Annotated in this window: 13 protein-coding genes; 9 read left to right on the top strand and 4 right to left on the bottom strand. The window is 39.7% G+C overall.

Annotated elements, in window-relative coordinates; genetic code table 11:
* The first annotated feature begins 126 nt into the window (after nucleotides 1–126).
* Nucleotides 127–1,818, top strand: coding sequence for a sensor histidine kinase (locus TPSD3_RS02570; RefSeq protein ID WP_086487025.1), 1,692 nt, complete (start codon nucleotides 127–129; stop codon nucleotides 1,816–1,818).
* 1 nt (nucleotide 1,819) lies between these two features.
* Complete coding sequence (locus tag TPSD3_RS02565) at nucleotides 1,820–3,502, top strand: sigma 54-interacting transcriptional regulator (protein ID WP_086487024.1); 1,683 nt, start codon at nucleotides 1,820–1,822, stop codon at nucleotides 3,500–3,502.
* A gap of 13 nt (nucleotides 3,503–3,515) precedes the next feature.
* On the opposite strand, the gene lpxL is transcribed toward TPSD3_RS02565, so the two are convergent.
* Both lpxL and TPSD3_RS02555 read right to left on the bottom strand, forming a co-directional pair.
* A complete protein-coding gene (lpxL, locus tag TPSD3_RS02560; RefSeq protein WP_086487023.1) occupies nucleotides 3,516–4,421 on the bottom strand; it encodes an LpxL/LpxP family Kdo(2)-lipid IV(A) lauroyl/palmitoleoyl acyltransferase in 906 nt (301 codons plus the stop codon).
* 9 nt (nucleotides 4,422–4,430) lie between these two features.
* Entirely contained in the window at nucleotides 4,431–5,120 is a 690-nt protein-coding gene (locus TPSD3_RS02555; RefSeq protein WP_245391507.1) for an LOG family protein, read from the bottom strand.
* Between the two features lie 245 nt (nucleotides 5,121–5,365).
* On the opposite strand from TPSD3_RS02555, the gene TPSD3_RS02550 reads away from it, so the two are divergent.
* The 6 genes from TPSD3_RS02550 to TPSD3_RS02525 all read left to right on the top strand — a co-directional run bounded on the left by TPSD3_RS02550 (nucleotide 5,366) and on the right by TPSD3_RS02525 (nucleotide 18,707).
* Nucleotides 5,366–5,644, top strand: a complete 279-nt coding sequence (locus TPSD3_RS02550) for an oxidative damage protection protein (protein ID WP_086487021.1) — start codon at nucleotides 5,366–5,368, stop codon at nucleotides 5,642–5,644.
* 148 nt (nucleotides 5,645–5,792) lie between these two features.
* Nucleotides 5,793–6,158, top strand: coding sequence for a thioredoxin (gene trxA, locus TPSD3_RS02545; RefSeq protein ID WP_086487020.1), 366 nt, complete (start codon nucleotides 5,793–5,795; stop codon nucleotides 6,156–6,158).
* Nucleotides 6,159–6,338: 180 nt separating this feature from the next.
* Nucleotides 6,339–14,744, top strand: coding sequence for a non-ribosomal peptide synthetase (locus TPSD3_RS02540; protein WP_086487019.1), 8,406 nt, complete (start codon nucleotides 6,339–6,341; stop codon nucleotides 14,742–14,744).
* Nucleotides 14,745–14,986: 242 nt separating this feature from the next.
* Nucleotides 14,987–17,017: a sodium-translocating pyrophosphatase gene (locus tag TPSD3_RS02535; RefSeq protein WP_086487018.1), complete on the top strand. Its 2,031-nt coding sequence runs from the start codon at nucleotides 14,987–14,989 to the stop codon at nucleotides 17,015–17,017.
* 657 nt (nucleotides 17,018–17,674) lie between these two features.
* Nucleotides 17,675–18,124 (top strand): helix-turn-helix domain-containing protein, encoded by a 450-nt coding sequence (locus TPSD3_RS02530; RefSeq protein WP_086486671.1) that lies wholly within the window; start codon nucleotides 17,675–17,677, stop codon nucleotides 18,122–18,124.
* A gap of 55 nt (nucleotides 18,125–18,179) precedes the next feature.
* The gene (locus TPSD3_RS02525; RefSeq protein WP_176329666.1) at nucleotides 18,180–18,707 is read left to right on the top strand and encodes a transposase; all 528 of its coding nucleotides are present in this window, start codon (nucleotides 18,180–18,182) and stop codon (nucleotides 18,705–18,707) included.
* Nucleotides 18,708–18,739: 32 nt separating this feature from the next.
* Here TPSD3_RS02525 and TPSD3_RS02520 read toward each other — a convergent pair whose 3' ends face one another.
* Nucleotides 18,740–18,985, bottom strand: a complete 246-nt coding sequence (locus TPSD3_RS02520) for a hypothetical protein (protein WP_086487017.1) — start codon at nucleotides 18,983–18,985, stop codon at nucleotides 18,740–18,742.
* 42 nt (nucleotides 18,986–19,027) lie between these two features.
* On the bottom strand, nucleotides 19,028–20,059 hold the full coding sequence (locus TPSD3_RS02515) for an IS630 family transposase (protein ID WP_086487016.1): 1,032 nt from the start codon (nucleotides 20,057–20,059) through the stop codon (nucleotides 19,028–19,030).
* Between the two features lie 80 nt (nucleotides 20,060–20,139).
* Here TPSD3_RS02515 and TPSD3_RS02510 point away from each other — a divergent pair, with 80 nt between their 5' ends.
* A complete protein-coding gene (locus tag TPSD3_RS02510) occupies nucleotides 20,140–21,414 on the top strand; it encodes a hypothetical protein (RefSeq protein ID WP_086487015.1) in 1,275 nt (424 codons plus the stop codon).
* The last annotated feature ends 153 nt before the right edge of the window (nucleotides 21,415–21,567 follow it).

Below are 21,567 nucleotides of genomic sequence, written 5' to 3'. Positions count from 1 at the left end.
TATAACTAGGGTAGGTTTTAACTGATACACCGAGCTACATTGTCATGCTATCATTGAAAGATGACTAAAGCGTGACTAAACGCTCCCTTATCCTCTGCTATTACAAATTTATCCGTGATATTAGCGATGAAAACCGAATATTCCCATTTAGAACATTTTTCTATCCGCGATTTAATCTTAGAACACGTGTCTGCCCCCACAGAAAACGAAATCGAATGGCAGCCTTTGTACTTATTTAATATTTATCGAATGATTATTGTGGTTAGTTTTTTAGTATTTTTTATTTCTGACATTTCGCCTAGTTTTTTAGGGCGTTATGATGGGGCATTATTTTTAATGACAGGTTGGCTTTATTTTGGTTTTGCGTTGTTGAGTAGTGTGGCCACTTATTACCGTCGTCCTGATTTTCAAATTCAGGTTTTGGTGCAGATTTTGGTGGATATTTTGGCGATTATTTTACTGATGCACGCCAGTGGGGGGATTGAAAGTGGGATGGGGGTATTAATTACGGTGGTGATTGCGGCGGGCAGTTTATTGGCACCGGGTCGAAATGGATTATTTTTTGCGGCGATTGCCAGTTTAGCTATTTTATTTCATGTGAGTTTAGCGGATTTATATTATTGGTTTACTGTGACCAGTTATACTCATGCGGGTATGTTGGGGATTTCTTTTTTTTCTACAGCGGTATTGTCTTTATTTTTAGCGCAGCGCATTCGAGAAAGTAAAATTTTAGCCCAACAACGTGGTTTGCATGTGTTATTTTTGGCGCAATTGAACGAACAAATCGTGCAGAATATTCAGTCAGGTATCATTGTTATTGATACTTTTTATCGAATTCAATTGGTGAATGAAACGGCCAAACGATTATTAGGATTAGATGCCAATTTAGACGAAGTTTCTAGTGGTGAAAGTTTATATGAAATTAAGCCAGAATTAACTGATTTATTAAAACAATGGCAAGATAAAAAAAGTGGCAAAATTGCTTTTAATCTTTCATCTGATGGTTTTGAACTCATTGTCAATTTTAAAGAATTGTGGCATGAAAAAACGGTGAGTACCCTTATTGTATTAGAAGATGCGGCTTTAACCAAACAGCGGGCGCAACAATTAAAATTAATTTCATTGGGACGCTTGGCCGCAGGCATTGCGCATGAAGTCAGAAATCGTTTATTACCAATTAATTATTCGGGTCATTTATTGGCAGGAAAATTAGAACATCGATTAGACGAGACTGAAAAAGAAGTTTTTAATATGATTATTAAAAATGGCGAAAGAATACAAAAGATTGTCAACAGTATTTTACAACTCAGTCGTCAACATAATTCAGTGATGCAACCATTGTTATTAAATGAGTGGATTCAGGATTTTATTTGGGAGTTAATGCAAGAAAAATATTTAGACCAAGAAGATGTGGTGTTGCATTGTCCTGATGAGCCATTGTGGATTAATTTTGATCCGCATCAATTGCATCAAGTGATATATAATTTATGCGACAATGCACTTCGTTATTCTATGCGTAGAAATGAGCCGCAACAACCTTTATTAAACATCACCATTGGCTTTAATATGGCTTTACGTAAAGTTTATTGTGAAGTGAAAGATTATGGTGATGGCATGTCACCCGAAATAGAATCACGACTGTTTGAACCATTCGCCACCACGGAATCTTCAGGCACGGGTTTAGGACTTTATTTTTCTAAAGAATTAACCAATGCCAATTGGGCTAATTTAACGCTATGGGAAAATAGTCAAAGTGGATGCCGTTTTCGCATTCATTTTCATACCATCACAGAACCCCAAATCGAATCGGAGGATTAAAATGGGACAAAAAAAACCACTCTGTTTACTGGTAGATGATCAAAAAGATATTTTAACGTTATTCTCATTAAGCCTTGCCAGTATTGGGATTGAATCGCATTTGGCACAGTCTTTAAGTGAGGCTTATATTTTCTTAGAAAGAAATAATTATGATTTATGTATCTCTGATTTAAGCATTCGTATGGGAGGAGAGGGTAGAGAAGGTTTAGATTTAGTTGAATATATTAAGAAACATTTCCCTTTTATGCCCATTATTGTTATGACCGCCTATGGGGAAATTCCCACAGCCGTTCGCGCATTGCAATTAGGGGCTTATGATTTTGTTTGTAAAGAAGTTATGCCGCAGCAATTATGTGATTTAGCGCAATCGGCTCTTAAACGCAATTTAAATTACCAAAAGAAATTAACCCGTTTGATTGGAGAAAGTCCTGTGATTGAAAAATTGCGTGACGATATTCAACGTGTTGCCCATACCCAAGCGGCGGTATTTATTAGCGGTGAATCGGGCGTGGGTAAAGAAGTGGTGGCGCAATTAATTCATTCTGCCAGTAATCGCAGTGAAGCTCCTTTTGTGCCTCTTAATTGTGGTGCTATTTCAGGCGAGTTAATAGAAAGTGAATTGTTTGGCCATAAAAAAGGCGCATTCACAGGAGCTTATGAAAATAAGAAAGGTTTATTTAAAGAAGCGGATAAAGGTACTTTATTTTTAGACGAAATTGGAGATTTATCTTATTCGGCTCAAATTAAATTATTACGGGCAATTCAAGAGCGTGCCATTCGTCCCGTCGGATCGAATAAAGAAGAAACCGTTGATGTGAGAATTTTGAGTGCCAGCCATCGCAATTTGAAAGCATTAATAGAAAATAATAGCTTTAGAAAAGACCTTTTTTTTCGCATTAATGTCATTGAAGTGAGAGTTCCCCCGCTGCGAGAAAGAATAGGTGATGTACGCCTATTGATCGATCATTTCTTAAAACGTTTGAGAGTTAAAAATGATCAACCTAAACTTGACATTTCCGAAGCCGCTATAAAAGTCTTGGAACAATACGATTTTCCCGGTAATGTGCGCGAATTGGAAAATTTATTGGAAGCAGCAAGTGTTCTATGCCGTGATGAGTGCATTCGACCCGATGATTTGCGCCTTTCTCCCCCTCAAGAAAGACCCACTCCCGCCCCAAATCCGCGTTTGGAAAAAAATCCCAAAAAAATCGCTCCACAAAAGATAAATATCACGACCAATAAGTGGAATAATAATTCTTTTCTTGAACAAATCTTAACCGTATATGCAAGCAGCCATTTAACACTGCCAGATATGATGGAAAGCATCTATTGTGTTTTGATTAAAATGGCGATGGAATACTACGCAAATGGCCAACGCAAATCCGCTGATTTCTTGGAATTAACGGAAAATTCTTTGCGCTACCGCAGCAAAGCCTGCGAAGAAAAAAAATTGCTTGTAGGAAATAATGTCACCATCGCCAATCAATTGCGCGTGCTATTTGGGCCGTTTTTTTCTCCAGAAACCCCCACAATTCCCATCGATAAAATTGTGGACGAATTAGAAAAGCGAATGATTAAATCCGCTATTCGTAACCATAAGGATGATTTAACTAAAATCAGTCAACAATTAGGCATCAGTGTGAATTCACTGCGTTATCGTATTGAGCGCAAATATAAACTTTAATACGTCATGTGAATTAATAAAACCGCGCCTCATCATTCGGTCGATCCTTAAAGCGACGATGCGCCCAAAGATATTGTTCTGGAGCGAGTTTTGTTTGCGCTTCAATAAGGGCATTAATTCGACGGGCATCGTGCTGCATATTATCGCTGGGAAAATCCGTTAATGCCGCTTGTAAAATCACACGATAACCTTGATCGTTCGGCAATCGTTGCGTGAAAAAAGGCACCACGGCCGCCCCTGTCAATTGCGCCAAACGCGCAGTTGCCGCATTGGTTGCCGCTTGAATGCCAAAGAATTCTGCAAAAACACTGCCCTTATGCCCAAAATTCTGATCCACCGCAAACCAAACGGGTTTATTGGCTTTTAAACTGCGCACCATTTCCCTGATATTATCTCGCGGAATCGCCTTTTCAGCGTGCAATTCTCGACTTTTTTTCATAAAGAATTCAATTAACGGATTTTCATGCGCCCGATAAACTCCATGAATCACCGTATGTAAAGTCAAAAATCGTGCGCCAATTTCTAAAGAAGTAAAATGCGCACTTAATAAAATAACACCACGTCCTTTAGCTAAAGCCTGTTGCAAATGATCTAAACCTTCAATTGTTCCCAATGATTGCAAACGATTATCCGAAGTCCACCACGCATTAAATATCTCCAATAATCCCATCCCTAAAGAAGCAAAATGTCGTTTTAATAATGCCTGTTGTTGCTGTGGCGAATCATCAGGAAAACATAAGGCAATATTAATCGCCGCAATTTTACGCCGCCGCCGCGCTAAATAATAAGCCAATAAACCTAAAAAACGCCCCATGGCCATTTGCCAATGATAAGGCAAATAAGTGAGGATAAAAAATATCCCTAAAATAAACCAAAGCAACCAATAACGCGGCGCAAATAAATGTGCTGGAATTGTCATGAATTCAGGTTAAAATAAGCGCGATAATGCGTCGTTTTTGGGAATGGCAGTTGCATCGTATTCAGTTTGTTGATAAAATTGAAAAATACAATCCACCACCGCATCGCTGGTGTCCGCCGTCATTACCAGTTTTAAATCACTGAAATCAATGGTTTTTTCGGCGGCTAGGCTGTGTTTAAACCAATCCAACAAGCCTTGCCAAAACGCCCGTTGCACCAACACAATCGGCGCACGTGGTAATTTTCCCGTTTGCACCAACGTTAATAACTCGGCTAATTCGTCTAATGTCCCAAAACCACCGGGCAATACCACATAAGCCGAAGAATAACGCATTAACATTAGTTTTCGCACAAAAAAATAATGAAAATGAAGCGAAATATTTTGATATGAATTGGTCTGTTGTTCATGGGGTAATTGAATGTTCAACCCCACGCTTTTAGCGCGCCCATTAAAAGCCCCACGATTGGCGGCTTCCATAATGCCAGGCCCACCCCCAGTGAGAACAGAAAAACCCGCATTAGACAGCGTGTAGGCGATTTCCTCCGCCAAAACACAATGCGGATGCTGTTGAGAAAAGCGCGCTGAACCAAATATTGTCACTGCGGGGACAATATTCGCCAATTGATCAAAGCCTTGTACAAATTCTGACATGATTTGTAAAATTTGCCATGATTCGGACGGCTTGCGAGTTGACATCATTCTGATTCCTAAGATTATTTTTAAAAAATGACCCGATAAAAACGGGACAAAACCATGATTCTTTTTTTGCTGCTCTAGGTTACGTGAGCCGCGGCTTGCTGGCAAGTCTACCCTGAAAACGAGAAACAAAAGTTGTTGCTTTTTCAAAAAAAAGGTAACATGTGGCCAATTGAAAAAAGATAAATAACACAACAATTTGTGTTATTATAACCGCAGTCAATGACGATAATAAGGAGATAATCCAGATGACACGAATGGTTAATTGTGCAAAACTAGGACGGCAAGCAGAAGGCTTAAAAGCTCCGCCTTATCCCGGTGAATTAGGAAAGCGGATTTACTTGGAAATTTCTAACGAAGCATGGCAAATGTGGTTAAAACAACAAACCATGTTAATTAATGAATACCGCTTGACTCCTGTCAATCCAGATGCACGGAAGTTACTGGAAACCGAAATGGAAAAATTTTTATTCGGCGCGGGTTCACAACAACCACAAGGTTATGTTCCCCCTAAAACCAGCGAATAAATAGCAAGAATAACCGCGAATTTTTAGCCTTAATGTGGAATAAAAATCGCACTTTAAAATCTACCTTTGTAACAGGCATTGGGGATTCTATTTCATATAAAAAACAGCAAATTTTTGTTGTTTGCTTTAACCCGTGGGAGTGTAGCGCGTGGCAACTATTGATTTAACAGCGGCTAATTTTGAAAATATCGTCACCACCAATGACATCGTGTTGATTGACTTTTGGGCTTCATGGTGCGGGCCTTGTAAGATGTTTGCGCCTGTTTTTGAGAAGGCTTCAGAAAAATATCCTAATATTGTTTTTGGTAAAGTGGACACGGAAAAAGAGCAGCAATTAGCTGCTCATTTCCAAATTCGCTCTATTCCCACTTTAATGATTTTTCGTGAACAAATTATTATTTATTCGCAAGCAGGGGCTTTACCTGCCGCAGCGTTGGACGAAATCATCGCCAAAGCCAGCGAATTAGATATGGACGATGTCCGCGCTGAAATCGCCAAACAACAAGCGGAGTAATTAACGAATTCATCATCTATCACAGGTGTATATGGTCAATATGCACCTGTTTTTTTTATGTAAAAATGGCCAAATTATTGCGGAATAATAAAACTTATACGGTAGAAAATCATGTCATTCTGCTAAATTTGTCTCGCCTCCAAAACATCATCCACACCACCAGAAAAACGGATCATTTTCATGTCATCTATTGAACAATTACTGAACCAATTACAACAAGATGAAATTCATTTATGGTTAGATGAAGGGCGTTTGCGTTATAACGCACCTAAGCACAAAATGACGGCCGAATTAAAGACCTTATTATCGGAAAAGAAAGCGGATATTATCGATTTTTTAAGTCGTCAATCTACATCCGTAGAAATGCCCATTCCTGTTATTTCTCGTGATCAGCCTTTGCCTTTATCTTTCGCGCAACAACGTTTGTGGTTTTTAAATCAATTAGAAAAAGGCAACGCCGCCACTTATAATATGCCGCCTTTGGCCATGAAATTATTAGGGAAATTAAATCATGCGGCATTAGAACAAGCATTTAATGTGATTTTAGCGCGTCATGAAGTGCTGCGCAGTCATTTTTCCACCAATGCCCAAGGCAACACCGTGCAATGCGTGGAAAAACAGTTGTCATTAAGCCTGCCTATTATCGATTTACAAGCCTATCCTGAAACGGAACAAGCCTTAGAAATTAAACGAATAACACGAGAACAAGCGGGCTTAATTTTCGACTTGCGCGAATGTCCTTTATTTCGCGTGTTATTGCTGAAATTAAGCGCGGAATCTCATGTGTTAATATTGACCATGCACCATATTATTTGTGATGGTTGGTCAATTAATGTATTAGTGAAAGAATTAGCGATTTTATATAATGCCTTTAATCAAAATTTACCCCACCATTTGCCTGAATTAGCGATACAATACGCTGATTTTGCCGCGTGGCAACGGCAGCGATTAAGCGGCGATTATGTAGAGACATTAAAAAATTATTGGCAGAAACAATTGCAAGGTGCGCCTGCTTTATTAGAACTGCCAACGGATAATCCTCGCCGTCCCGTGCAGCGTTTTCATGGCGAAACGGAATATTTTTATTTCTCCAAAGCGCAAACGCAACAATTACAGCAATTAAGCCAAAAAAATGGAGTCACATTATTTATGACTTTATTTGCGGCTTATGCCACTTTATTATTTCGCTATACTCGTCAAGAAGATATTATTATTGGCACTCCCATTGCGAACCGCACCCACAGCCAATTAGAGCCGCTTATTGGCTTTTTTATTAATACTTTGGCATTGCGCACGGATTTTACACAAGCCCCCAGTTTTCTTGAATTATTGCAGCAAGTGAAACAAACCGCTTTAGCGGCTTATCAACATCAAGAATTACCTTTTGAGAAACTGGTCGAATTATTACAACCAGAACGCAGTTTAAGTTACAGTCCTATTTTTCAAGTTTTATTTGTTTTGCAAAATGCGCCATTAGAAAATACGCAATTAAGCGATTTACGCATTCAACCTTTACCGACAGAAAATATTAACGCGATTTATGATTTAATTCTGTCTATGGAAGAATTAGCGACGGGATTAGAAGGCAAATTGCGTTATAACATTGACTTGTTTAATAAGCCCAGCATTCAACGTTTTATTCGCCATTTTCAAACCTTAATCAATAGCATTTTAACGCATCCCGATCAATCCGTAGCGACTTTAAATTTATTAAGTCCTGCGGATTATCAACAATTCGCGCAATGGAATCATACGGAACAACCTTATCCATTAGACCGTTGTTTGCACGAATGGATTGGCGCACAAGCTGAGAAAACACCGCACGCCATTGCCGTGAGTGATGAAGAGCGACAATGGACTTATGCCGAATTGGACATTAAAGCCAATCAATTGGCACATTATTTACGGGAATTAGGTGCAAAAACGGATCAATTTATTGGGATTTGTTTAGACCGTTCTTTAGAAATGGTGCTGGGTTTATTAGGGATTTTAAAAGCAGGCGCGGCTTATGTACCAATTGACCCCGATTATCCCGCAGCGCGGGTGGAATTTATGCTAGAAGATAGCGCAGTAACGCTATTATTAACCCAAGCGCATTGCTTGGAACAAATCACGCCCATTAAAGCCTTTGCTAAAAATAATCAACACACGGTAATTTGTTTAGATAGCCTAGACAAAACGCTGGACAATTACCCCTCCAATACGCCTGAATTGCGCACGCGGCCTGATGATTTAGCCTATATGATTTACACTTCAGGCTCAACAGGAAAGCCCAAAGGCGCAATGAACACGCATCGCGGCATTGTCAATCGTTTATTGTGGATGCAAGCGGCTTATTCATTGACAGAAAGCGATGTGATTTTACAAAAAACGCCGTTTAGTTTTGACGTTTCTGTCTGGGAATTTTTCTGGCCATTAATGACGGGTGCAAGCCTGACATTAGCCAAACCAGGCGGACATCGTGATCCCGATTATTTAATCGAATTAATTGCCAAAAAAGGCGTGACCACATTACACTTTGTGCCGTCAATGTTACAAATCTTTTTGCAAAAAGCAGAAAGCCCTTTATTTCGCAATATGAATTGCTTAAAACGAGTGGTGTGTAGCGGGGAAGCATTACCGTTAGAATTGCAAGAACGATTCTTTACGCATTTGCCGCATATTAACTTGTACAATTTATATGGCCCGACTGAAGCTGCCGTAGATGTGACGCATTGGACTTGCCAAGCCCATTCGCCGCTTTCTAATGTCCCCATTGGCTACCCCATTGCCAATATTCAAATTCACATTTTAGACGCGCATTTACAGCCCGTTCCGATTGGTGTTGCAGGGGAGTTGCATATTGGGGGAATTGGCGTGGCACGGGGTTATTTTAATCGCTCTGAATTAACCGCCGAAAAATTTATTTCTAATCCTTTTGATCAGGGCAAAACACGGCTTTATAAAACAGGCGATTTAGCCCGTTATCGAGACGATGGCCGTATTGAATATTTAGGGCGTTTAGATAATCAAATTAAAGTGCGCGGATTTCGCATTGAATTAGGCGAAATTGAAACCGCTTTAATGCAATATTCTGGCGTTAAAGAAAGCGTCGTGATTGGCTGGCAGCCGCAAAAAGAATTACCACCGCGTTTAATTGCTTATTTAGGCGTGACGCAAAATGTGAAACCTACGGCCAGCGAATTGCGCCATTTTTTACACGATAAATTGCCTGAATATATGGTGCCATCGGCATTTATTATTTTAGATCAATTGCCATTAAGTCCGAATGGTAAAGTGGATCGCCGCGCTTTGCCTGCGCCTGACCAAAATAGCGCGCAAAGTGAAGTGCCTTATGTTGCGCCAAATAGCGAAATTGAACGCTTATTAGCCGATTTGTGGGCAGATATTTTGGGTGTGGCGCGGGTGGGTTTAAATGATAACTTTTTTGAATTGGGCGGCGATTCGATTAAGGGTGCAATTTTTATCAATCGTTTGCAAGAGCGTTTGCAAAAAATTGTTTATGTGGTGGCTTTATTTGAAGCCCCGACAATTGCCGAATTTATCGATTATTTAAATCAACATTATCCCGAAATTTTAACGGATAATAACACATTAGATTCTGATTTACCGCGATTAGAAACGGTGGAGTTTTCGCGTTTTAATCAACTGATTCCGCGTTTAGCGATTGCCGATAGCATGACGGTTAAAAATCCATCGGCTATTTTTGTCCTTGCGCCGCCTCGTTCAGGCACGACATTAATGCGGGTCATTTTGGGTGGCAATTCAAAATTATTTGCCCCGCCAGAATTAGAATTATTGTCATTTAATACCTTGCAAGAACGCGATGTGTTATATAGTGGCTCACGCAGTTATGTTAAAGAAGGTTTAATTCGTGCGATGATGTCTGCTTTAGAATGCGATGCGGATCGGGCAAAACAATTAATGGCTGATTATGAATTGCGCAATTTAAGCGTAGCGGCAATGTATCGACAATTACAGTCTTGGATTGGCGATAAAATATTGGTGGATAAATCGCCTTCTTATCCCTTAGATATTGAAGTTTTACGCCATGCCGAAACGATTTTTGAGCAGCCGCTTTATATTCATTTATTACGCCATCCTTATGGCATGATTCATTCTTTTGAAGAGGCGAAATTACATCAAGTCTTTTTCCATTATCCACACGATTATGCGCCGCGTCATTTAGCGGAGTTAATTTGGTCACAAAGCCATCGCAATATTCAAACTTTTTTACAAGACATTCCTGCTCATCGTCAATACCGCGTGCAATTTGAACAATTAACGCAAAATCCAGAAGAAACCATTGAGAACTTATGCGCGTTTTTAAATCTGCCTTTTGACGATAATATGTTAAAACCTTATGCCGATCAAAAGCAGCGCATGACCGATGGTGTTCATGCGGTTTCTAAAATGCTCGGTGATGCCAAATTCCATACGCATCAAGGGATTAACGCTCAAGCTGCTTATCGTTGGCAGGATCACTATCAAACCGATTTTTTAAGTGATTTTACTTGGCAATTAGCTGAATCATTCGGCTATATTCCTGCAAAAAATCACACTGCTTTATTGCCTGTTTCTCGACAAGAAAACGCACCATTAACGCTGTCTTTTGCGCAAAATCGCCTATGGTTTTTGGCACAATTGGAAGGCGCAAGTTCCACTTATAATATGCCTGCGGCTTTGCATTTAAAAGGGAAATTAAATATTGCCGCATTAACCAAAAGTTTAGCTGCATTAATTGCACGTCATTCGAGTTTGCGTTGTTGTTTTCCTACGGTTAAAGGTGCGCCTGTTGTCGCCTTAGTTGATTATGCGTTTTCTTTATCGACCATTGACTTGCAATCCTTAGACAATAAGGCGCAACAACAAGCGATTCAACATTATATTGCAGAAGATTTAAACACGCCTTTTGACATTGCACAAACCCCATTATTTCGTGCGCAATTACTGATTTTAGCTCCAGATGCTCACATTTTATTACTCAATATGCACCATATTATTTCCGATGGTTGGTCAGTGGGGATTTTAATTCGAGAATGCAGCGCGTTATATCAATCTTTTGTGCAAAATAAACCCAATCCATTATTGCCTTTAACGCTGCAATATACCGATTTTGCGGATTGGCAGCGGCGGTGGTTAAGTGGTGATGTGTTAGAAAAACAATTGAATTATTGGCGACAACAATTGGCGCAATTACCTGCTTTATTAAATTTGCCAACCGATTATCCGCGCCCTGCTTTACAAACCTTTTCGGGTGCGAATGCGCATTTTTCTTTAGACCTTCATTTAACCACACAATTAAAGCAATTAAGCCAAAAACAAGGCGTGACTTTATTCATGACTTTATGGTCTGCTTATGCGGTGTTATTAAGCCGTTATAGTGGACAGCAAGACATTGTCATTGGCTCTCCCATTGCAGGGCGAACGCAAAAAGAATTTGAAGATTTAATCGGTTTATTTGTTAATACTTTGGTGTTGCGTTTAAATCTTTCTGAACATCCAAATGTGAATGAATTATTAATGCAAGCGCGTCGAGTGGCTTTAGCGGCTTATCAACATCAAGATATTCCTTTTGAACAATTGGTGGAGGAATTGCGCCCAGTCAGAAACTTGAGCCATTCGCCTTTATTTCAAGTGATGTTTGTGCTGCAAAATGCGCCTAATACGGCGGTTGAATTGGAAGGCTTAAGTATTGAACCTTTAGCGGCTGATAATGTTATTGCCAAATTCGATTTAACGCTGTCTATGGAAGAATTAAATGGGCAGTTAATAGGTCGGGTTGAATATAACACCGATTTGTTTAAAGCAGAAACGATTGCGCGTTTAATGGGACATTTCCAAACCTTGTTAATGGGATTTGTAGAAAATCCGCAAGAAAAAGTGACCCGTTTGCCTTTATTAACTCCCCATGAACAAGCGCAATTGATCGCGTGGAATTCTGCTGTTATTCGGGATTATCCGCTGGATAAAGAAACGGTGGTGAGTTTATTTGAGAAACAGGTTAAAAAGACCCCTAATGCCACGGCTGTGCTTGAAACTAAAACCAATCGCGCATTGACTTATCTGGAATTAAATCAACAGGCGAATGCGCTCGCGGCATTATTACAAAAACAGGGTATTCAAGCCAATGCGCTCATCGGCATTTGTGTGGATCGGCAAGTGGAAATGTTGGTCGGTTTGTTGGCGATTTTAAAAACAGGATGTGCTTATGTGCCGATAGACCCTGATTTTCCACCACATCGCCTGCAATTAATGTTAGAAGACAGCGCAGCACCGCTTTTATTGACGCAAAGCCATTTATTAGCACGTTTACCCGAACATCAAGCGCAAGTCATTTGCTTGGATAAAATCACGCTAGACCCCGCAAATATCAATAATGTCGCTTGTCCTGAAGGCTTGGCGTATGTCATTTATACATCGGGTTCAACAGGAAAACCCAAAGGGGTCATGATTCAACACCTTGCTTTAACTAACTTTTTATTGGATATGCAAGATCGTTTGCAGGTCAAAGCGGGAGATCGGCTGTTGGCTGTCACCACGTTATCCTTTGATATTGCAGGTTTAGAATTATACCTGCCATTGATCAGCGGTGCCACCGTGATTATTGCAGATCGGGACAGCACGGTTGATGGGGAATCTTTGAAAAATATACTTGTTCATCAATCGATTAACCTCATGCAAGCCACGCCTGCCACGTGGAAATTGTTATTAAACAGCGGTTGGCAGCAAAAAACGCCTTTAACCGTTTTATGTGGGGGTGAAGCCTTGCCGCCTGCACTGGGACAAGCTTTGGTACAACAAAGTCAACAATTTTGGAATGTCTATGGCCCGACTGAAACGACGATTTGGTCAACAGCGCATTGTGTTGATTTTGCAGAAAGAGTGGATTTAATTGGAAAACCACTGGCAAATACCACAATTTACATTTTAGATGCGCAACAACAACCTGTTCCCGTTGGCGTTACGGGAGAATTATGTATTGGCGGTAAGGGCTTGGCTTTGGGTTATCGCCATCGACCCGAATTGAACGCAGAAAAATTTGTGGAATTAACCTTATTCGGACACACCCAACGGGTTTATCGCACGGGCGATGCAGCGCGTTGGCTCGACAATGGGTGTTTAGAATTTTTCGGACGCATGGACAATCAAGTTAAAATACGCGGCTTCCGCATCGAATTGGGCGAAATTGAGGCGATTTTAGCAGAAAATGATTTGATTCAAGATGTCGTGGTGGTGGTGCATGAACAAGGCGATGACAAGCGATTAATTGCTTATTTATTGTTAAAAAATGACGCAATTAGCGATTGGCAACAAGAATTGCGCACGTTTTTAAAACCCTGTTTACCGCATTATATGCAGCCCAGTCATTTTATTGCTTTAACCGAATTTCCTTTAACACCCAATGGCAAAATTGATCGCAATACTTTGGCAAAACGATCTATTGAAGATTATCAAACCATTGGGCGTGCCATTATGGCTCCGCGTGATGCACAGGAATTGCGTTTAATTCAAATTTGGGAGCGGATTTTAAATGTGCATCCGATTGGCATTCGAGATAACTTTTTTGAATTGGGTGGCCATTCTTTGTTAGCGGTTCGTTTAATGGCGCAAATCGAACAAGATTTTAATAAACGTTTGCCTTTAGCCAGTCTATTTCAAGGCGCAACCATTGAGCAACAAGCGCAATTATTACGGCAGTCTATTGTTGAAACGCAATGGTCTTCATTAGTACCCATGCAAACGCAAGGCAATAAGCCACCCTTTTTTGCTATTGCAGGCGCAGGTGGGCATGTGCTTTATTTTTACGCATTAGCCAACGCATTAAGTCAATGCAATGCGCAAATTCCTTTTTATGGTTTGCAACCGTTGGGATTAGATGGGGAAAGTCAACCCCATGATAATATTGAAGATTTAGCCGCACATTATCTCGCGGTAATTAAGCAAATTCAGCCGCATGGCCCTTATTATTTGAGTGGGCATTCTTTTGGTGGTTTGGTGGCGTTTGAAATGGCGCAGCAATTGCGCAAAAATGGTGAAGAGATTGCGTTATTAGCCATTTTAGATACCGTCGCTCCCCAAGAAAATAAACCCCGTTCTATTCAAGCCGATTGGACGGATATACAATGGTTGACCCATTTGGCACACATTACTGAACATTTGTTTAATGTGAAATTAGATTTAAATTGGGAGGCATTAGCCGAACAATCCAGCGAAATGCAATTAGTTGCTTTACACGAATCGTTAAAGCGGGCGCAGGTGTATCCGCCAGAGGCTTCAATTAAGCAATTTAAAGGTTTAGTCGCGGTTTATAAAGCCAATATTATGACGCACTATTATCCACATTCTTTATTGTCTGTGCCGTTGATTTTGTTTAAAGCCAGCGATGCACAACCTGAAGAATTAATTGCCGATCATTCGCCTGTTCATTCGCCGAATAAAGCCGATGATTTAGGCTGGTCAGATTTGTTGCAGCAAGCGATTACGGTTAAATCCGTACCGGGCGATCATTTGACCTTATTAAATCCCCCTCATGTGGAAACATTGGCGCAGTTATTAGGGGAATATTGGGAAAATAAGGAATAAGCGAATCTGTTGATAATTTCTCGCTCCCATGTTCCAGCGTGGGAGTGAGGGAACGTTGTGGTTTACGCAAGGCTTTTGTTCACGGCGTCCCTTGAAACCCCATAACCTTGCAAGATGCTTGTCAATTCCCCGCATAACAGCGTATAGTTGCACCGTTACAAGTTGCAAGATGAAAACAACTTGTGTCTTGTCGTTTATCACCACCAGTAAACACAAAAAACTATCAGAGGAGCTTTGTATCTATGTTGAGCCTATTATTTGCCCTGTTATGTGCGGCGGCGGCGTTGGCTTATGGCGTGGTTTCGGTTAAATGGATTTTGAGTAAACCCGCTGGTAATCAACGAATGCAAGAAATCGCCAGTGCCATTCAAGAAGGCGCGCAAGCCTATCTTAATCGTCAATATTTAACTATTTCCGTTGTTGGCGGCATTATTGCCGTGATTATCCTGTTTACTTTAGGTTGGCTGACTGCGCTGGGTTTTCTGGTTGGCGCGGTTTGTTCGGCTGCAGCGGGTTATATTGGGATGTACATTTCTGTGCGTGCCAATGTTCGCACCGCACAAGCCGCACATGATGGCTTAAATGCTGCCCTTGCTGTGGCTTTCCGCGGTGGCGCGATTACGGGAATGTTAGTGGTCGGCTTGGGCTTATTGGGTGTGGCTTTGTTCTACATTTTGATGCGCTTGCTGGCACCAGAAGGCGAAACTGTTAATCTTGCGCCTTTAATCGGCTTGGGATTTGGCGGATCGTTAATCTCTATTTTTGCCCGTTTAGGCGGCGGTATTTTCACCAAAGGCGCAGATGTCGGCGCGGATTTGGTCGGTAAAGTCGAAGCGGGTATTCCCGAAGATGATCCCCGTAATCCCGCAGTTATCGCTGATAATGTCGGTGATAATGTCGGTGATTGTGCGGGTATGGCTGCGGATTTATTTGAAACTTATGCAGTGACGATTATTGCCACGATGTTGGTGGGCAGTTTGGCGTTTGTGGCTACCCCTGGTGTGGGCGAAAATGCGGTGTTATTGCCTTTAGTATTGGGTGGTGTTTCTATTATTGCCTCGATTATCGGCACATTTTTTGTCAAAACCCGCGAAGGCGGCCAAATTATGCCCGCTTTGTATAAAGGCTTAATGGTGTCGGCCGTGATTTCTGCGGCGGCTTTTTTCCCTGTGATTTGGTTAATGATGGGCGGCCATGAGGGCGTTTCAATCATGGGCATTTACGGCGCGGCATTGGTAGGTTTGGTGTTGACGGCGTTAATGGTGTTTATCACCGAATACTACACGGGAACGCAATATAGCCCCGTGCAGTTAATCGCCAAAGCCTCTGAAACAGGACACGCGACCAACGTTATCGCAGGCTTGGGCATGTCGATGAAGGCGACGGCATTACCCGTATTAGCGGTGTGTGTGGCGATTTTAGTGGCACATTGGCTAGCGGGCTTGTACGGTATTGCAATTGCGGCCACGGCCATGTTATCCATGACGGGTATCGTCGTCGCTTTAGACGCATACGGGCCAATTACGGATAATGCAGGCGGTATTGCGGAGATGTCGGGTTTAGATGAAAAAGTACGCAATATTACCGATCCATTAGATGCCGTGGGTAACACCACTAAAGCGGTCACTAAAGGTTATGCGATTGGTTCAGCGGGTTTAGCGGCGTTGGTTTTATTTGCTGAATTTGAGCATAAATTAGAAGCCCATTTGGGACAAGATGTTATCTTTTTATTAACCGATCCGATGGTGATTGTTGGCCTATTTATTGGGGGAATGATTCCCTATTTATTTGGCGCGTTTGCGATGGAAGCGGTGGGACGTGCGGCGGGTAGTGTGGTCTTAGAGGTGCGGCGGCAATTTAAAGAAATCCCCGGCATTATGGAAGGGACGGCAAAACCAGATTATTCTCGTGCAGTGGATTTATTAACGCAATCGGCCATTAAGGAAATGATTATTCCTTCTTTACTGCCCGTATTAATTCCTATTATTGTCGCGGTGACATTAGGGCCGATGGCTTTAGGGGGGTTATTATTAGGGACGATCATTACGGGTTTATTCGTAGCGATTTCAATGACGGCAGGTGGTGGCGCGTGGGATAATGCGAAGAAGTATATTGAAGACGGTCATCACGGCGGCAAAGGTTCAGAAGCGCATAAGGCGGCGGTGACGGGAGACACCATCGGTGATCCTTATAAGGATACGGCAGGCCCTGCGGTGAATCCGTTAATTAAGATCATTAATATTGTGGCGTTATTGATTGTGCCATTGATCTAAAGTAACTCAGTAATAAAAAGCCGAATACTGTATAACATGCGGTATCGGCTTTTTTTTGAGCTTTGTGGGGGATTTATTGTTGTTTTTTTAATACAAAGAAGTTGGGTAAGTGACCGTAGAACAGATTTGAGTCTCTAATAAAAGTAATACTTCCTGCGTCCTCAAGTATTCTAATATCCCGACATACGGTGCTACGCGATTGCCCGCTGCATTTTTCAATGTGAGACAACGACGCAAAACCGCAAATTGTGCTACCATTTGTGTTTGTATTATATTCAGAAATAATACATTCTATGGCTTTGAGGGTATTTGTTTTACACATACGTTTCTCCTTGCTTAATTGAATGACAATTATAGCAGGGCAGAAATGATGCCAAATTTAATGAATTAAATAAAAACAACACCTTATATGAAAAGGCTCTATATATCACTTACATATTTTGTTGTTTTTGGCCATTTTTCTCAAAAAAACTGTTGTTTTTGACCGTTTTGCTGCTTATAACATGGAAGACTAGTTTTTATTCAGCATGGATTCTGGCAGACCTAATACTTTAGCAACTCTGAAACGTTTAGTAACTTACTCATAATAACCAATATAGGTTACTATACCAATTTTTTCAGAGTCGTATAATAATACTTTTTAAATAGGAGAGAATAATGAACAAAAGATATGAAGATTTGGAAAAGTTAATGTCAACAGGTGAAGCGAGAGAAGTGAAGCGAGCGATGGCAGTAAGAATGTCTTTGCTTGGTTTTGTGCGTGCGGAAGCGGCTTTAGCGTGTTGTGTCAGTGTGCAATTTGTGGATAAATGGAAAGCCATTTATTTAGCGTCAGGGGTGGAAGGATTAAAGTTAGCGTATAAAGGCTCGCCAGGGTATTTAAAGCCGCGTGAACGAGAAGATGTGATTAATTGGATACAAGAAAAGAAGACAATAACAATAGAGGAACTAAAGAGATACTTAAAAGAGGAGTATGATGTTTTCTATTCTTCAAATACTTCTTATACTAAATTATTAGAAGAAGCGAATTTAAGTTATAAGAAGACACACAAAGAGAATTCGGCAAAAGATGAGGTAAAAGTAGAAGCTAAAAAAAAAAGAGATTAAGGATTTAATAGATAAGGAGCGTGAACAGATAGAAAGTGGAGAGGTAATGTACTGGATGCAAGACGAAAGCCATCAGTTGTGGGGAGATATTTGTGGTTATGTTTGGTCGAAAAAAGGAGAAAGAACGTCAATAAAGATGAGTAATTATCGCACTTCTCAAACGTGGTATAGAGCGGTGAATATTTATACGGGAGAATTTATTTTAGATAGGGCAAAGAAAGCTGATACAAAATATACGATAGACTTTATTAACTGGCTCATTTACAGATATAAAGAAGCCCGTCATGTGATTATTTGGGATGGTGCAAGTTATCATCGTTCTGAAGGTTTAAGAACTTATTTAGAGAAATTAAATGGGGGACTTCCAGAATCAGAATGGAAAGTTCGTTTATTAAGATTTGCGCCCAATGCCCCAGAGCAAAATCCAGTCGAGGATATTTGGCTTCAAGGTAAGAATTGGGTCAGAAAGAATTTTCATCGTCTATCAAGCTTTAAAGAAGTCACTAGTATGTTTGAGACCTTTTTGTCAGGTAAAGTGTTTAAGTTTAATAAAATTAAACAGTATCTTATACCTAATATCTAGCTAGATATTAAAACTTAATTTGTTTTTATATTTCACATAATTTTGGTATAGTCGTTAATAATGCTTATTAATGCCGCTTTTTTTTGCTCTGGTTCTTCTTGGTTGTCGATTTTTTCTTGCAGTAAATCTTCTTGAGTTTGTTGATTCTCTCGATTGCTGTCAGGATTGTCAGAAACATTGGGCGGTGGAGAAAAAACACAAGCAATATTTAAAGGGCAATATTGAGAATTTTCTCTGCGTTTTTCTTCCTGAATTGTTTTAAATAATTTATATACCAAAATTATGTGAGATATAAAAACAAATTAAGTTTTAATATCTAGCTAGATATTAGGTATAAGATACTGTTTAATTTTATTAAACTTAAACACTTTACCTGACAAAAAGGTCTCAAACATACTAGTGACTTCTTTAAAGCTTGATAGACGATGAAAATTCTTTCTGACCCAATTCTTACCTTGAAGCCAAATATCCTCGACTGGATTTTGCTCTGGGGCATTGGGCGCAAATCTTAATAAACGAACTTTCCATTCTGATTCTGGAAGTCCCCCATTTAATTTCTCTAAATAAGTTCTTAAACCTTCAGAACGATGATAACTTGCACCATCCCAAATAATCACATGACGGGCTTCTTTATATCTGTAAATGAGCCAGTTAATAAAGTCTATCGTATATTTTGTATCAGCTTTCTTTGCCCTATCTAAAATAAATTCTCCCGTATAAATATTCACCGCTCCATACCACGTTTGAGAAGTGCGATAATTACTCATCTTTATTGACGTTCTTTCTCCTTTTTTCGACCAAACATAACCACAAATATCTCCCCACAACTGATGGCTTTCGTCTTGCATCCAGTACATTACCTCTCCACTTTCTATCTGTTCACGCTCCTTATCTATTAAATCCTTAATCTCTTTTTTTTTAGCTTCTACTTTTACCTCATCTTTTGCCGAATTCTCTTTGTGTGTCTTCTTATAACTTAAATTCGCTTCTTCTAATAATTTAGTATAAGAAGTATTTGAAGAATAGAAAACATCATACTCCTCTTTTAAGTGTCTCTTTAGTTCCTCTATTGTTATTGTCTTCTTTTCTTGTATCCAATTAATCACATCTTCTCGTTCACGCGGCTTTAAATACCCTGGTGAGCCTTTATACGCTAACTTTAATCCTTCAACCCCTGACGCTAAATAAATGGCTTTCCATTTATCCACAAATTGCACACTGACACAACACGCTAAAGCCGCTTCCGCACGCACAAAACCAAGCAAAGACATTCTTACTGCCATCGCTCGCTTCACTTCTCTCGCCTCACCTGTTGACATTAACTCTTCTAAATCTTCATATCTTTTGTTCATTATTCTCTCCTATTTGAAAAGTATTATTATACGACTCTGAAAAAATTGGTATACCTTGTCATATTCAGCCAAAAGATGAATTGTTAAATGGTTTATTTTATATCGAATTTACAGAAGAATTTCCTTTAAATTTACATCATTTACAGGTTTATTTCCCAAATCAAAATGAGACTGCCCCGCAAATTTTAGCGCAATTACAACAGGATTGCCCATTTGAAACCGTGCTAATTATTTATAATAATTCTGGCGTTTCTACTTCACAATTTATTTTTATTCAAAGCAGCGAATTAACCGCATGGCTGTTACATAAAAATCCATTATTAAATTTTTGCCATTTACTGGCTAAAAATATGGAATTAAAACAATTATCGCCTTTTCAAAATTATGGCACGGTACATTTACACAATGTATTTTTAACGCGCCAATCTATTTTAAAAACAATATTAGCCAATCCTATGCAGAATTATGCTTTAATCGGTGGGCGACAATTAGGCAAAACCAGCATTTTAAAGTTTTTACTGAATTATTATCAAAATAAATCGCTTGAATGTCACTATTTAATCGTGCGAGATAATTCTTTATTGCAGTTATTAAAATCAATTTTAAAAAGCAAAAAGAAACAACTGATTTTACTCGATGAAGCCGATGATTTTATCGCCCATGATCGCGCCAAAGGTTATCCCATTTTACAGCACTTACAACATTTACACTTAAATGGTAAAATTTCTATTATTTTCGCTGGACATTATGAATTATTGACTGAGTGGCATTCAAACTCACCTTATCGAGATTTTGCCGAAGCGATTTTAGTGGAAACTTTTAATATCAATACCTGTCAGTCATTTATTGAAAATTCATTACAATATTTAAATTGTCGTTTTATCGAGCAAGAATCACTGACGCAATTTATTAAAATGCTGGGCGGCCGGCCTAATTTAATCATTACCGCTTGCCAAGACTTATTAAGCTTAGAAAAACAACAAGTTGAAAAAAACGATGTAGAAAAAGTATTAAATGGATTAAAACCCAATTTATTAGCACAGGTGGGATTGTCCTCTGGAGAAGCAGAGCAGATTTTAGAGAAAATTTTGATTTTAACGGCTTTATTTACGCAACAATCTTATTTTTCTCAACAAGACATGTGTAGAATTTTAGAGAATTTTGGTTTTTCTTTATCTGACTCTTTAATTCAAAGCACAATACAACGATTATCGTTAGCGGGAATTTTTCGACTAGAAAAAGCAACTTATGTCTTAACTATTCCGCTATTGCGACAGGTATTTTTACAAGACAGTATTGGCTTATTATTGGCGCAAAACATTACGCAATATAAAGCGTGGAGGCGCATGTCATAGAGTGGGTAAATTTCTCGTTTTTGTGGCTAAAAAAAACTACTAAAATACCACAATGTCATGCTAAGATAATTGACAAGCGGTAAGTTCCTCCAACGGACAGTGAGTGATATTGATACCTCTTTTTTACGCTTGCTGCTTTTTATAAAAATATTA

Origin of the sequence: Thioflexithrix psekupsensis (genome assembly GCF_002149925.1) — a bacterium.
In the GTDB taxonomy this organism is placed as follows: Bacteria; Pseudomonadota; Gammaproteobacteria; order Beggiatoales; family Beggiatoaceae; genus Thioflexithrix; species Thioflexithrix psekupsensis.
Note: the sequence above shows the minus strand (reverse complement) of the source record. Positions and strands in the feature narration are given on the sequence as shown.

Coding starts and splice junctions, on each gene's coding strand:
- TPSD3_RS02530 (WP_086486671.1), top strand. CDS start 17,675: ATGAACAAAAGATATGAAGATTTGGAAAAGTTAATGTCAACAGGTGAA.
- TPSD3_RS02550 (WP_086487021.1), top strand. CDS start 5,366: ATGACACGAATGGTTAATTGTGCAAAACTAGGACGGCAAGCAGAAGGC.
- lpxL (WP_086487023.1), bottom strand. CDS start 4,421: ATGACAATTCCAGCACATTTATTTGCGCCGCGTTATTGGTTGCTTTGG.
- TPSD3_RS02525 (WP_176329666.1), top strand. CDS start 18,180: ATGCAAGACGAAAGCCATCAGTTGTGGGGAGATATTTGTGGTTATGTT.
- TPSD3_RS02540 (WP_086487019.1), top strand. CDS start 6,339: ATGTCATCTATTGAACAATTACTGAACCAATTACAACAAGATGAAATT.
- TPSD3_RS02570 (WP_086487025.1), top strand. CDS start 127: ATGAAAACCGAATATTCCCATTTAGAACATTTTTCTATCCGCGATTTA.
- TPSD3_RS02565 (WP_086487024.1), top strand. CDS start 1,820: ATGGGACAAAAAAAACCACTCTGTTTACTGGTAGATGATCAAAAAGAT.
- TPSD3_RS02535 (WP_086487018.1), top strand. CDS start 14,987: ATGTTGAGCCTATTATTTGCCCTGTTATGTGCGGCGGCGGCGTTGGCT.
- TPSD3_RS02515 (WP_086487016.1), bottom strand. CDS start 20,059: ATGAACAAAAGATATGAAGATTTAGAAGAGTTAATGTCAACAGGTGAG.
- TPSD3_RS02555 (WP_245391507.1), bottom strand. CDS start 5,120: ATGATGTCAACTCGCAAGCCGTCCGAATCATGGCAAATTTTACAAATC.